The following is a 15,318-nucleotide window of genomic DNA, read 5'->3' on the forward strand; positions in this document are numbered from 1 at the left end:
AGTACCTAGTACCTAGTACTTATAGACTATAAAAACAAAAAAAGCGGATACAACCTTAAGTTATATCCGCTTTGTGTGTTTACTATCTATATATTTAGCAAAACGCCATTATTTGCTTATCTCAGCTTGAAGCTGTACCGACATACGCTTACCAAACAGCTTATGCACAAACGTTGTGATACGCCAGATATAACTGATAGTCATAAAGTACACGCCAAATAGAGCTAAGAAACTAAAGAACATGACCGACTCACTCACGCCGTTTAAATCAGCCCAAATGCCGAAGAAAGCGCAAATTAAAGCAACAGTACAAATTAAGAAAAGCGTCATATAAGAAGATAAACCCAAACGCTGGCAAATATGATGTAAATGCTCTCGGTCTGGTTTAAATGGAGATTGGCCCTTACGAACACGACGGATCATAATGGTTGCCATATCCATAAGAGGAATTGCAATTAACCATAATGCGGTTACCGGTTTAAATGCAATAACGGCTGGCTCTTGTGAACCACGAATAAGCATCCAAACCACTGTAAAGCCAATAAACATACTGCCGGCATCACCCATAAAAACTTTAAAGCGACGCCCCAAAGGAAAACCAAGGTTAAGCATAATGTATGGCACCATAGCAATAACGATTAACCCGCATACATGAGCAAGATAATCATTACCACTGTAATAGAACACGGTAGCTAGCGCAGCAAAAGTAACCGATGCTAACCCACCTAATAAGCCATCAATACCATCTACCATATTAAAGGCATTAATTGCCCCTATTACACCTAAAATGGTAATAAAACCACTTACCGCAGAAGACAACATGATGGTCTCGCTGCCCATTAAGAAGCCTAAATTATGTAAGCTGTGTCCACCGGCAAAAATGATAACCAGAGAAATGCCAGTTTGAACAATTAACCTAATTTTAAATGACACATCAAAGTAATCATCAAAGGCCCCTAGCACGACTAATACCGCAGCACATGCTAAATACATAAGCAAAGTTTCAGTAACAGGGAGGAAAAGAAGCAAACCAATACATAATGTAGTGAATATAGAAATACCACCAATTAATGGAATGACTCCTTTATGATGTTTTCGCTCATTAGGTTTATCTACCAAGCCAATGCGCTTAGCCACTTTGCGCATAATAAATAAACTGATAAATGAGACGAGAAACACAAACAGATATGCGTTTATCATGAATAAACTTCCTTTTAGGAATGTAGTTATCTTTTAATTATATATAGATGGGTATTGCATAAAACCACGCAGTTGCTACGTGGTCTATTTGCTCGCATTTTATTCAGTTATCAATGTAACGATACAAATAAAACACGAGCCACGTTTGTTTTTTAGCCAATGAAAAACAACGTGCGGTATTGTACAAAAATAGAGCAAATTATCAATAGTTATCCGATATTAATTATTAATAAAATGAATAATTAATCAGAACCAAATAAATCGCGAGTATATACTTTTGTCTCTACATCTGATAATTCTTGATCCATACGGTTAGACACAATCACATCACAGGTTGATTTAAATTCGTTTAGATCTGTTATCACCAAAGAGTGAAAGAACTCTTTCTCTTGTAAAACAGGCTCATAAACCACAACCTCAATGCCCTTCGCTTTTAAGCGCTTCATCACACCTTGAATGCTTGATGCGCGGAAGTTATCAGAGCCTGATTTCATCACCAAACGATAGATGCCAACACGTTTTGGGCTACGTTTTAAGATGCTATCTGCAATAAAATCTTTACGAGTAGTATTTGCCTCTACAATTGCACCAATAATATTATTTGGCACTTCTGCATAGTTAGCTCGTAATTGCTTTGTGTCTTTTGGTAAACAGTAACCACCGTAACCAAATGATGGGTTGTTGTAGTGACTACCAATACGAGGGTCTAAACCTACCCCTTCAATAATTTGGCGAGCATTTAAGCCGTGTGATTCAGCGTAAGTATCAAGTTCATTAAAATAAGATACACGCAGCGCTAAATAAGTATTTGAGAATAACTTAACCGCCTCAGCCTCAGTTGAATCAGTAAACAACACATCAATATCTTGTTTGACTGCACCTTCAACTAACAAATTTGCAAAAGCTTGTGCGCGTTCAGAACGCTCACCAACAATAATGCGGGATGGATATAAGTTATCGTACAGCGCTTTACCTTCACGTAAGAACTCAGGAGAGAAAATTAGATTGTCACAACCTAACTCTTCTTTAATACGAGCAGTATAACCAACAGGAACCGTTGATTTAATCACCATTACCGCTTGTGGGTTAATAGCCATCACCTCTTTAATTACTGATTCTACCGACGAGGTATTAAAGTAGTTAGTTGCTACATCGTAATCTGTCGGTGTTGCGATAATAACAAAATCAGCATTTTTATAGGCTAACTCTTTATCCAAAGTTGCACTGAATGACAATTCTTTATTATTTAAAAAACCGGTAATCTCTGCATCAACAATAGGTGATATTTTATCGTTTAAAAGGTTTACCTTTTCTTCAATAATATCAACCGCAATAACATCATTGTGTTGTGCTAATAACATAGCGTTAGACAAGCCAACATAGCCTGTGCCAGCAATTGCAATTTTCATTTTTACCTAACCAATTAGTAATATTAATAAATATGTTTATCTTAGAACTTCATCAATAGCATTTAAGTATTTTGTCAATACGATTGATTCATCGAATTCCTTTTCTATTTTATCTCGACTCAATCTCCCCATATGAATACGTTCAGCATGAGTCATATTTATAATAAGTTCTAACTTATCAACCAAACTTTCTGTACTTCGAGGCATGCACAAGAAGCCATTCTTACCATCATCAACCGTTTCACGACAACCTACATTATCGGTTGTTACTATAGGTTTTCCCATCGCACCAGCTTCAAGTAATGATTTCGGTACCCCTTCACGATAAAAAGAAGGTAAAACCATACAATCAACTTTTGCAATCTCTTGCTCAACAGAATCAGAAACACCTAGGTAATTTACGATCCCTTCATCAACCCAAGATTGCATTTCATCTTCAGAAACTGCCGATGGATTATTAACAGCTAAAAAGCCTAATAAATTAAATTCGACTTTATCGCCATGTTTATCTTTTAAGTGCCTTGCAGCTTCAATGTAATGGCTAATCCCCTTGTCATATAACATACGAGCTATAAGTAAGAAACGAATAACACCATCATCTTCAGAGGGAGAAAAAGAAAAACGGGTCAAATCAGCACCAGAACCAGGCAGACGATCTGTTTTTTCTACTGTAGCTAATTTGTGCTGTATAAATAATTCTTTATCTTCTTCATTTTGAAAGAAAATTTTATCAGCATACCGCTGACTATATTTATATAGCGTTCTCGCTATTTTGGACGTTAGGCTTTCATTTATAAATAAGATTCCAAGGCCTGCAATATTATTTATAACTTTAATATTATTTGTTTTCGCAGCTAAAGTACTATAGATATTATTTTTAGGGGTGAAATTTAAAACCACATCATAATTAGATTTAGAAAATACTTTATTAAACCCCATAAATGTTTTTAAATCATTAATTGGGTTTGTTCCACCTTGATCAATATCAATATGTATAAATTCTGCCCCAAGTGACTCTAATTTTTCTGAGTAGTCATCTTTAGGAGCAATTGCTGTAACTGCATGCCCCCTTTTTATCAGAGCGTTAATTGTATTTTTCCGAAAATTGTATAAATACCAACTCGTATTAGCTGAAATAAGAATATTAGCCATATTTATACTTTATAATACTCTTTATACCAACGAACTAAGTTAGCAACACCTTCTTGTACGCCAACCTTTGGCTTATAACCTGTAGCTTCAAATAAATCTTGTGTATCAGCATACGTTTGATAAACATCACCTGGTTGCATACCTCGGAAGTTTTTCTTGGCTTCTATACCTAATTCAGATTCAATAGCTTTAACAAAATCCATCAAATTAATTGGACTTCCATGGCCAATATTATAGATTTGATAAGGAGCTGAGCTTGATGCTGGAGTACCTGATTCTACCGTCCAATCAGGCGTATGATTTGGTACTACATCTGCAATACGAATTACACCTTCAACGATGTCATCAATGTATGTAAAATCACGCCACATATCACCGTTATTATTGATATCGATAGTTTCGCCATCTAATATTTTCTTAGTGAAGATATAAGGAGCCATATCTGGACGACCCCAAGGACCGTAAACAGTAAAGAAACGTAGACCTGTTGTCGGCATATTATATAAATGAGAATAACTATGAGCCATTAGCTCATTTGATTTCTTTGTAGCTGCATATAAAGAGACAGGATGATCAACTGAATCAGAGGTTGCAAACGGTGTTTTTGCATTTAATCCGTAAACAGAGCTTGAAGAAGCATAAATTAAATGTTCAACCTTATTATGACGACAGCCTTCAAGAATATTTAAATGTCCAACTAAGTTACTGTCGGCATAAGCCATTGGATTTTCAATCGAATAACGAACACCAGCTTGGGCAGCTAAGTGAATAACTCGATTAAATTGCTCTTCTTTAAATAATTCTGAAATATCCAAAGAACTAGCTAAATCAATTTTTTTTAAAGAAAAGTTAGGATGTCCTAATAATGCTTCTAATCGAGACTCCTTTAAAGATACATCATAATAGTCATTGATAACATCAAGGCCGACAACAACGTGCCCTTTTTTTAATAGCTCTTCACTTACCTTTGCACCGATGAAACCCGCAGCGCCAGTTACTAAATATTTCATAATTAATTAAATTCCTCCCAATAACTACCAAGTAAAAAATCAGCATCTTTAGAGCTTAATGGCTCCCAACCGCTTCCGTGACAAAATGTCAACTCTCCAAAATAAATACGTCCATCAATGTTATATAAATCAACTCTCACATATTTAAAGTCCTCAGAAAGTTTTTTTGCAACTTCAATCATTTCATCAAAGCTATCAGGCCAATTATAATCTGATCTAACCGAATCATATTTTGGCTGTATATCAAATTCTAATTTATTCTTGTTAAGATCGAAAAGAGATCGTTTATGGTTACCAAAACGGTCTTCATCAACTTGAATGATCACCTTACTATCATCAGACTGATTAAATATGTGTAATTTGTAATCTGAGGGGAAACTTCCATCTTTATGTCGCATTAATTTCTCAATAATAACTTGAGGAGTTTCAATGTCATAAAAATGCTCATCGACGGCTTTTCCAACATTTATTTTTAAATATTGATTAAACTGATTAGATAAAGAAATTAAATCAGTATTTTCTTTACTTTTTATTAGTTTAACATTTTCACCACCGCCACCATTACTTGTTTTTATTACAAACTCAGATGGAAGGTTATGAAAATCTTCACTAGAAATATGGTCTTTAACTAATAACAAAGGTATCAAATACTGTTCACCTATCTTCTTTTTTACATAATCACGAACCGCGTACTTATCGACTAACTTGGAAAATAAGCTTGGTTCTACATTAAACTTCCGATATATTATTTTTTCGGAAAAACTAAGAGGTTTATTTAGATTTGGAATATATTTATGGGTTATAATAAACCTTAACCATGAATAACCAAACGGACGAAAAATAAACCTTAGAAAATCTCGAATAAAATATTTAACTGTATTTTTCATTAGTATTATCTACAATATATAAATTAACAGATGGTTTAATATTAAATTTACACGCATGAAGTATGTTTATATTAATATCTAAAGATCACTATCACCAAGCATATTAGAAAAGTATTTCATGTATAACTTTTTGTTCTTATAAACATCATACCTTCTATAAATAGTGGAAAAATTTAATCTGTTTAGTAACCACATAAAATCTCTTTTCGAGTTTCTTTTTTTGTTTACTTGATTAATCTGTCTTATTCTTTCATTTTCATAATCTTTTTTATCTAATTTGAGAAAATCGCAATACGATGATAGCTTCCCATTTTCTCTAATACATAATTTTTCTTCATCAAGATAAAACTCAACAATATCATAGTTTGCTATTCTAGCATCAACAATATCGAGAATAAAAACAGCTGATTCTTTATTATTTTCTGTTTGTTTTACTAGTGGATATTTAGTTCTTCCATCATAAATATCATCAAAACAAAAATTCCCCAGGCTATAAGCAATTAAACTATTATTTACTTCTTCATATCCTTGAAGAACATGAGGATGATGCCCAAAATAAAATAATGGATATTCACTAGCAATTTTACGAGCAAAAAACATATCATCTCGACTAGGTAAATTAACATTTTCAATACCAGAATGAACACTTAAAACATTAAAATATCCCATATCATTTATCTTTCTGATATTTTCGATTGTTGATTTATAATCTAAATAATTCAATGAGTGCGTTTCATTCCCCTTTATATCGATACCTAAAGGGTTTGTATTAAATGAACAATAGCCATGAAAAGCTATTTTTTCAGCGCCATTTATAAAAAAATTCTTATTATTACAGCCAAACCAATCAATTTCATTTTTCTCTAATATTCTAATTGTTGACTCAAGCTCTTCTGAACCAAAATCAAAAATATGATTATTAGATATATTCACAATATTAATACCTAGTGAATTCAAAATACTAACATTAGATGGTTCTGATGATATATATGCTGATTTCGAACCTGACTTTATGCCTTTTTGAATAAAAGGCGTCTCTAAATTACCAACAACATAGTCACAGTTCTTTAGATATGGTAATATTTCATTGAAGTAATTTACATTGTACCTTTCTGATTTAGATGAGAACTTACCAAATAAAGCAATATCACCTAAAAATGCAATTTTCATTATATTATCCTCTATGGGAACAAGTTAGATTTTTTTTATAACTTCATAAAAATTTGATATAAAGGATTCATAAGAAAAATGATCATTAACAAAAGTAGTTCTGAATTTTTTATTTTTAATTATTTCATTCCTATCAACGTTAGATAATATTTCGTAAAATTCATTTTCAAATAAAAGATCATTAGATTTTGACTTTGTATATAATCCTAAGCGTTCATCAACAACAATATCACTTATACCATCAACATTTGAAGAACAAACAAAACAACCAGCATTTATAGCTTCAATTACAACTCTTGGAAGTCCTTCTTTTCTACTTGCAAATAAAAACACATCTGCTAATGATAAATATTCATGAACATAATCAGTATAAGGTAAAACTAAAATATTGTTTGGGTTAGAGCACTTTGATATTAGGTTTAATAGTTCGTCCTTATAAGAATGATTCTCTATTGTACAATCACCAATTAAAAGTAACTTAGTGTTTTTTATATTAAGTTTATCAAAGACTTTGACTATATCTAGTTGATTTTTCCTTTCACAAATAGTCCCTATTGATATGTAAATCTCATTATTTCCTATATCATCTTTTATTTTTGTTAAAATATTACGGTCAATATCATTAAATTTAAAACCCGTATGTACAACAGTAAATTTGTTAGCATATTTATTTCTATTTTTTTCAGAAAAAACATCTAAACAATCATTGGAAATTAAAACTATTTTTCTAGATAAATATAATGCTAGTGAGTCAACATATTTAACTTTATCGTTTATTCTTATATACCAAACAATTTTTTTTCTATTCCAAATTAGTTGAGGCATAAAAAACAAAAAAGCCCTGACATCATTAATACATAGAACATCATATGGTCTGAGATTTACTGAAAAAATTTGGATAAACCAGTAATATATTAAAGAAAGTATATAATATAACTTTAATTTAATGGTTCTAATATTTTTTCGTGATTGAAGTAAGAATGGAGGAACGCCTAGTTCAACTGTTTTCAATCCTAATTCTTCAGATTTATTTAAAACCCCATCACGAATGGAACTAGCAACAGTTACATTTACAAGCTTATTTTTCGATATACCATCAGCTAACGAGATCATACTCTTAGGAGCTCCATTTAGACCGAAAGAGTAGCTATCAATAAAACAAATTTTCATTAGTAAATAATCTCAGATTTTCTTTTTTGTATAAATAAAGAATTAGAATTAATATTCTTCTTTACAATTGAACCAGCAGCAATTACAACGTTATCACCGATCACTACACCCGATAAAATAACCGAATTAGAGCCAATCCATACATTATTACCAATACAAACATCAGACAATTGAAAACCTTGTCCACGTATTAATTTTTTGCTTCTATTTTTATAACAATGATCATGGTCATATATACAAATATTTTCACCAAATAAGCAATTATTACCTATTCGAATATTTGCCCTACAATTTATAGATACATCATTATTAAAAAAAACATTATCTCCTACTTCTAAAGATCCACCATTAACAGAAACCTTTAACTCATTCTTATTTTTTACATTAACACCAAATTTAACATTGCCATTTATTATCGTTAACTTTAAAGATAAGTACGACTTATAAATTGGTATATTAAAAGAATTGAAATATATTATTTTATAAAAATAACATTTTAATATTTTCTTTAAAGTTCTAAATAAAAAAAGCATCTTAACTATCATTAGAAAGTAACCTTACGTAAAAAAAATAATCATTAAATAAAGTAAAATCATCTCGACAAGAAAAATCAATTTTATTTTTATTAGAAAGTTTTCTTATATTTTCTTCCCATAAAGATACATTTAAAGGAATATACTTTGCCCCACCAATGTTACATTCTTTAGTAATATTATCTGAAAGCAAACAGAATACACCTGATTTTTGAGCTTCAACAGCACTAAGAGGGAGTCCTTCCCATAATGAAGGCATAATAAAAAGAGAAGCATATTTTCTCACTATTTGTTCAGGATTTTTTTGAAAACCAAGAAAAACTGCATTGGTCACTCCCTCTTTCATTAATTCAAGTTTATATTTATCTAAATTTGCTCCAATGAAAATAAATTGATAATCAGGATGATTTTTAAATTTCAAGCATAATTCAATAAGAAATGGATAATTTTTTGCCTCTGAATACCTTCCTATGTGAAATATTTTCTTTTTTTCTTTAAGCCCTTCTAACTTAGGGTTAATATAATCAGGATTAAAATCCAAACTAGGGACACCACAATTTTTTATAGTAAATCCATTGATAAATAATGATTGACCAGCTTTTTCTGACACAGCAAGCCTATAGTCAGAAAATTTACTGATAAGATATTTTGTAATATATATATAAATTTTTCGTTTATATCCACAGCCCTTTTCAACTATCCTTCTATCTGAATGGGAATGGATCATCACTTTGGATTTTGAGGTTAACTTGATAAAGCAAGAGTAAATTCCTGTAGAGTATCCAGGATGTAAATGAATGAAATCAGGGTTTATTTCTTTTATTGTTTTATATAAAGAAAATAATCGAGATGTTGAATTATTTGATTTAACAAAGTAGACTTTATCTCTTCTAATATTTATTTGTTCTAAAATTGCCTTTTTATCTTTATCTAAAGAAAGAATATATAGATCTAGTTCATTATCAACTTTCTTATTACAATAATTAATGAAATTTGCGACCCATTTTTCAATACCTCCAACATCCAAAGTACCTACTACCTGTAAAATTTTAATCATTTTAATTCAACACCTTAATATATTCCTGCCCTGTTGAAAAATACATATTAATCAAACTTGGATATATATAAAAATCAAGACTGTAAAAATAAGAATATCTATAACGGAACAATGACCATAATAAAGCCACTAATTGAAATAATAATAGTGAAAAATATACTTTTTTATTACTATTTATAGATAAAAAATACAGTAGAGATATTAAAGTTGAAGCATATGCATATCTTTCACTTATTACCCAAAAATCATTTGTAATTAAAGTTAAAGCGCAAGTAAAAATTGATATTATATATAATACGTTAATGTTTCTTGCTCTTAGTAAAAAAAACACACTGCAATAGAAAGGTAGCAATTGAATCAACTGTACAGTTTTTGATTTTTGACTTAACTCTGCTGCACCTCCCCATTGAGAACCATTAATATATATTTTAACCAAATTATCTACGATAGGATTAATTCCAGAAACTATTAGTGATAACTCATTAATAAATGAAGCTGAAAAAAAGGAAAAAGCAATGCTAGAAAGCAAAATTAATTTAAATAGCTTTAAATTTTTATTCTGAAAATAAAATGAGATTATCACGATTAAAAATATTAATATTGCGTAACTATGCACAAACATAGCGATTGTAGATAATAAAATAAACTTATATTTACGCCCTAAGTATAACAATGAAATAGCATAAATAATTAATGATGTAGAAAATCCATTTCTCAACCCATTTGCTGAAGCTAAAAATGAAATAGTAAACAATAGCAATAAGTTTAAAATAAATACAAGTCTTACATCTTTATTCTTAATAAAATTTTCATATGCGCTAAAGTAAAATAAATACGAAATCAATGTAATAAAGAAAGGAATAAACTCTTTATTCAAACCCATAGAATTAATGAATTTAACATACACTCTAATCAAAACATTTGTGGATTCATTTATTAATTGCTTGTATGTTAACTGACTATAAAAATCAATATTATTATAATATGTAGCAAGATCCATAGTTGAATATGGGACAAAACTATAAGACAATAAAGCAAAAAATAAAGATGCTATTACTTTATATAAATATGGATTTTTTCTAACATCAAATAAAGCACTAACAAATCCAAGGAATGGATTTATTAAAAAAACTGCTATGCTAAAAAATGCATTATTTACCATATAAGTACCATATATATACTTGCATATTTTTTAATAGAGTGGTTATTTTACTACTATTTTTTTTATTAAAAAATGACAAGTATTTATAAATCAAATAAAAATTATTTAACCCTATACCATTTATCCTAGTTTTTGAAAAACCATTTGATTCATTTTTTATTCTTTCTCTTTCTTTTCTAAGGTTAACTATATCTAACATTTCGTATTTTAAATTGTTTATTATTATTCTCTCTAATTCTTTATATTTTAATGATGGTTTACATGAAGTTATTTGGTTTTCTGATATTCTATATTGGGTCAATGCTTCATACATATTCCTGCATTTACCTAGATTCCTTAATTTAGCCCATAGATAATAATCTTCCATTAAACCAGATAAGTTTTCATCATACCCACCACACTTTATTACAGCATTCTTTTTAAACATTACGGAAGGATGGGCATATATATTTCTTTTTTTGAAAATCAAATCAGATAAAAAATCAAATATAATCGGAAATGTTCTCCCAATAACTTTTCCATTTCCATCAATATAATCAACAGCACTACCCACGAGTAAAGTATCTTTATTTTCTTTCAAATACTTATATTGTTTTTCTAATCTAGTACTATAGGCTATATCATCAGAATCAATTCTCGCAATATATTCAGAACTACAATTTTCTATACCTAGATTTAAAGCAGAACTAATACCACCATTAACTTTATATATGTATGTAATTCTATCATCATTAATATCAGAAACAATTTTTCTTGTATTATCAGTTGAACCATCATCAATAATTATTAATTCAAAATTACTATGTGTTTGATTAATAATCGAATCGATTGTAGCTTTAATCGTTGAAGATGCATTGTATGTTGGTAATAGCACACTAACTATATTATCTTTATTCATTTTTTATTCCGTGAAACATATTTAAAATATTCTCCCTAAAGAAGATTGTATATATTGATAATATTGATAATATTGATAATATTAATGAAGCTTCCATACCAATATCGCGAGATAAAAATATGACTGGTGTATAAGCAGAAAATAAAATAACCACATATATTGGGCATACAATTAAAGCTTGCTCTATCATTGTTAGATTAATATATTGATAAGTATATATTGCATTTATATATGTAGATATAAATGAAAAAACAAGCATCCCTATTGTTATCCCCAAGATACCATGATTTATAGTGAAGAAAAGGATTAAAATCATTAAAATTTTCTTTACTATTTCTAACTTTAAAAAAAGATCTGACCTACCAAACACATTTAATATATTAAGATTTATTGCATGTAATGGATATAATGAATAAGCCAGAGCAAGTACTTTTAATATATCACTAGTTCTTTCCCACTCTGAACCTAGTGTTATTTCTATTACCAATGAACTATAAGCAGAAAGCAATATCATTAGAGGTAAAAATACAAGTGATGTGTTTTTTATTACACTAATAAAAAAATTTTTTAAGTTTTCTTTATTATCTTTTATTTCAGAAAAATGTCTATATGTTACTCGCTGAACAATAGAAGAAAATGTATTTGTTGGTACTACTGATAAAGTTTTTGCCTGAGAAAAAAAACCTAATTCTATTGTAGAATAATACCTTCCTATAATAAAATTATATATATTATCAAAAACCACATTTAACACTGATGCAATAACTAATTTATAACTAAATGATATTAGTGACACGTATTCTTTTTTAGAAAAGATAAAATTCGGGATCCATCTAACATACTTATAATATAAAAAACAAGATATTACCGAATTACAAATAGTATAAAAAACCAAAACCCATACACTTGGATTTATATTTGCGAGTAATATACTAAAAAAACCTGATAACAATACTGATAATATAGTTATTTTTGATTGTGTTTTAAAGTTAAGTTCTATTGTCAGCTTTGTTTTATGTATTAAAGTTAAAGAGTTAATAATTATAACTAACCCCATAACCTTTAATATATTTGTTAATTCTGGTTCATTGAAATAAAGTGACACATAATCCGAAAGAAAAAAAATGCATGTGTAAATAAATAATGACATACATAAATTAACAATAAATGCTGTATCAAAACATTCATCTTTAATTTCTTTTTTTCTTATTAATGCTAATGAAAAACCAGAATCCACTAAGGTTTGTGATACTGCAATCACAACAGTAATCATTCCAATTAAGCCATAAGCATGCGGACCTAATAATCGAGCTAATATAAGCATGATTACAAATTGAGCTACTTGTGTACAAATCCTTTCAATAGCACTCCACTTAAAACCTTTATTTATCTTACTCAATTTCTGCTCGCATATATTTTATATATCTTATTTGTCACTATCATAACTGTAGTTATAGTAGCCATAACCATACGTACTGCTTGCTTTCTTCTCTACCGCATTCAAGATAAAGCCTTTCACTTCTATCCCTGCTTGCTCAAATCTGTGTCTTGCCACATCAATTTCTTTAACTGATGTTTGGTCAAAACGCCCAACCATTAATGTTGTGCCAGCTAATGCCCCTACAATGCTTGGGTCAGTTACCGCCAGTACTGGTGGTGTATCAATCAACACTAAATCGTAATTTGCTGATGCCCAATCAATAAAGTCACTAAAGCGTTTCGTCATTAATAGTTCAGATGGATTTGGTGGTACTTGCCCTCGGGTTAGTACATCTAAGTTTGGTACTTCTGATTTTTGAATGGATTGTTCTAAACTTAATTTGCCTGATAAGTAGTCTGATAAGCCGTTATCCCACTTCATGCCAAAGTAACGCTGCATATAGCCTTTGCGCATGTCAGCATCCACTACCAATACTTTTTGACCTGTTTTAGCAATAACCGCCGCAAAGTTCACAGCAACAAACGATTTACCAATATTTGGTGCAGGACCGGTTATCATCACTACGTTGTTTTTGGCTTCCATCATGGCAAAGTGCATACTAGTACGTAGGCCACGCAGTGCTTCAATGGACAAATCGGCAGGGTTTGATTCTGCTAATAACGTCTCTAAATGTTTCACTTTCTTCTTGTTGTAGCGGATATCCAGCTTTTCTTGCCAGTTTGATTTTGGAATGCTGGCATAAACAGGAATCCCTAACGCTTCAATCTCATCTGGGTTTTCTACCCCACGGTGGAATGCAGCTTTAAGTAGCACGATTGCCACACTTAGCATGCCACCTAATAAAGTTGCTAATACCACAATTAACGGTTTTTTCGGTTTTACAGCACGCGTGTAAGCCTGTGCGGTATCTAAAATACGCACATTACCTACGGTACCAGCTTTCACTATGTTTAATTCTTGAGTTTTGTTCAGTAGCTGAATGTAGATCTCTTGGTTTAGCTCTACATCACGCTGCATGCGCAGTACTTCACGTTGAGTTTTTGGCAGTTTTTGTACTTGCCCATTTAAACGATCTTTCTCAGCCAAGAGTACTTTACGTTTATCAATTAATGATTTGTAAGCTGGGTGATCTTTAGTAAAGCGTTGGCTAATTTCACTCTCTTTAAAAGTCAGTTCATTTAATTGCGCTTCTAGTTTTACTAATACATCCAATGCTGAACGTGCTTCTAAGCTTAAATCAACGGATTTACGCTCTAATCTAAAATCGTTTAACACATTTTCAGAGACGGTCAGTTTATCTTTAATGGCAGGAAGTTGAGCTTGCAAAAACTCAAGGCTCTGCTCTGCTTCTGCGCTGTTGCGAGCAATGTTTTGTAAGAAGTAATTTTGACTTACGTCGTTAATAATCGCTTCTATTTGTGCTTTATTTTCACCTTCTAGAGAAAACTGTAATACGCCGGATTGCTTACCTTTTTCACTAATAGATAAAGATTGTTGCAGTGCTAAAATTGCATCAAAACGAGAGATTTTAGACACATCAAATACATCGCCCGTGTTACCTTCTAATTGCATAACAAATACGCGGTAATCATTTTTATCTGCAAGTACACCCACTTTACCTGTTAAGATTTTTCGCTCTTGTCCATCAAATAAGGTATAAGTGCCTTGTTCGGCGTTATCTAAAACTAGAGTAAAGTTAGGCTTATCTACGTATCTTGGAATATCAAAGCGACTTACTTTAATCGCTTTCTCTTCACCCATTAAACGAGATGCCCCTTTGCCAATAATAGGCATGTATTGTGGAGAGGCGATGGTCGTTAGGTTCAAGGCATCAACAGTATCACCTAAGATCATACGTGATTTGATGATCTCAATTTCAGTGGTTGATGATGATTCAGAGGCGAACATTTCCCCCATATCCCCCACAAGGGCTGACATACCCCCATTGCTTTTTTGCTCAACTTGAACAAGGGCATCGGCTTTATAAATTGGTGTCGATAAAAGTGCGAACGCAATACCCGCAATGGCAAATAAAGTGGTAATAGAAAGAATAAGCCAACGACCATCAATTAGCTGACCAAACAGTTTTGCTAAATCGATTTCATCAGAGGTAGAGGTATCACGGGTAGAGTTGATTGCTTGTGACATGGACGTTCCAATATGTTGCTTTAGTTAGGGACTAGTTTTTAGGGACTAGAAGCTAGTAAAAGATTAGTAAGAGCAAGGGAC

The 15,318-nt window shown here is 31.0% G+C and carries 13 protein-coding genes; all 13 read right to left on the reverse strand.

Annotation, left to right across the window (positions count from 1 at the left end; translation table 11 throughout):
- Nucleotides 1–108 precede the first annotated feature (108 nt).
- On the reverse strand, nucleotides 109–1,200 hold the full coding sequence (wecA, locus tag GNP81_RS17575) for a UDP-N-acetylglucosamine--undecaprenyl-phosphate N-acetylglucosaminephosphotransferase (protein WP_005417117.1): 1,092 nt from the start codon (nucleotides 1,198–1,200) through the stop codon (nucleotides 109–111).
- Between the two features lie 242 nt (nucleotides 1,201–1,442).
- The gene (locus GNP81_RS17580; protein WP_155673679.1) at nucleotides 1,443–2,609 is read right to left on the reverse strand and encodes a nucleotide sugar dehydrogenase; all 1,167 of its coding nucleotides are present in this window, start codon (nucleotides 2,607–2,609) and stop codon (nucleotides 1,443–1,445) included.
- Between the two features lie 36 nt (nucleotides 2,610–2,645).
- A complete protein-coding gene (locus GNP81_RS17585; RefSeq protein WP_155673680.1) occupies nucleotides 2,646–3,761 on the reverse strand; it encodes a glycosyltransferase family 4 protein in 1,116 nt (371 codons plus the stop codon).
- A gap of 2 nt (nucleotides 3,762–3,763) precedes the next feature.
- Nucleotides 3,764–4,771 carry an NAD-dependent epimerase gene (locus GNP81_RS17590; RefSeq protein WP_155673681.1) on the reverse strand — a complete coding sequence of 336 codons (1,008 nt, stop codon included), beginning with the start codon at nucleotides 4,769–4,771 and terminating at the stop codon, nucleotides 3,764–3,766.
- A 2-nt stretch (nucleotides 4,772–4,773) separates the two neighbouring features.
- Complete coding sequence (locus GNP81_RS17595) at nucleotides 4,774–5,658, reverse strand: ATP-grasp fold amidoligase family protein (RefSeq protein ID WP_155673682.1); 885 nt, start codon at nucleotides 5,656–5,658, stop codon at nucleotides 4,774–4,776.
- A gap of 78 nt (nucleotides 5,659–5,736) precedes the next feature.
- Nucleotides 5,737–6,828, reverse strand: coding sequence for a CapA family protein (locus GNP81_RS17600; RefSeq protein ID WP_065596675.1), 1,092 nt, complete (start codon nucleotides 6,826–6,828; stop codon nucleotides 5,737–5,739).
- A gap of 24 nt (nucleotides 6,829–6,852) precedes the next feature.
- On the reverse strand, nucleotides 6,853–7,941 hold the full coding sequence (locus tag GNP81_RS17605) for a glycosyltransferase family 4 protein (protein ID WP_196587347.1): 1,089 nt from the start codon (nucleotides 7,939–7,941) through the stop codon (nucleotides 6,853–6,855).
- 56 nt (nucleotides 7,942–7,997) lie between these two features.
- Nucleotides 7,998–8,543, reverse strand: coding sequence for an acyltransferase (locus tag GNP81_RS17610; protein ID WP_065596677.1), 546 nt, complete (start codon nucleotides 8,541–8,543; stop codon nucleotides 7,998–8,000).
- The gene (locus GNP81_RS17615; protein WP_155673684.1) at nucleotides 8,533–9,588 is read right to left on the reverse strand and encodes a glycosyltransferase; all 1,056 of its coding nucleotides are present in this window, start codon (nucleotides 9,586–9,588) and stop codon (nucleotides 8,533–8,535) included. The genes GNP81_RS17610 and GNP81_RS17615 overlap by 11 nt, the downstream gene beginning before the upstream one ends.
- A 1-nt stretch (nucleotide 9,589) precedes the next feature.
- Nucleotides 9,590–10,750, reverse strand: coding sequence for an EpsG family protein (locus GNP81_RS17620; protein ID WP_155673685.1), 1,161 nt, complete (start codon nucleotides 10,748–10,750; stop codon nucleotides 9,590–9,592).
- Complete coding sequence (locus GNP81_RS17625) at nucleotides 10,740–11,648, reverse strand: glycosyltransferase (protein ID WP_155673686.1); 909 nt, start codon at nucleotides 11,646–11,648, stop codon at nucleotides 10,740–10,742. Before GNP81_RS17625 ends, GNP81_RS17620 begins: the two co-directional genes overlap by 11 nt.
- A complete protein-coding gene (locus tag GNP81_RS17630) occupies nucleotides 11,641–13,047 on the reverse strand; it encodes a lipopolysaccharide biosynthesis protein (RefSeq protein ID WP_155673687.1) in 1,407 nt (468 codons plus the stop codon). The genes GNP81_RS17625 and GNP81_RS17630 overlap by 8 nt, the downstream gene beginning before the upstream one ends.
- Before the next feature lie 27 nt (nucleotides 13,048–13,074).
- Complete coding sequence (locus GNP81_RS17635; protein WP_155673688.1) at nucleotides 13,075–15,237, reverse strand: polysaccharide biosynthesis tyrosine autokinase; 2,163 nt, start codon at nucleotides 15,235–15,237, stop codon at nucleotides 13,075–13,077.
- Nucleotides 15,238–15,318: the final 81 nt, after the last annotated feature.

The organism is Aliivibrio fischeri (assembly GCF_009727955.1).
Lineage (GTDB): Bacteria > Pseudomonadota > Gammaproteobacteria > Enterobacterales > Vibrionaceae > Aliivibrio > Aliivibrio fischeri_A.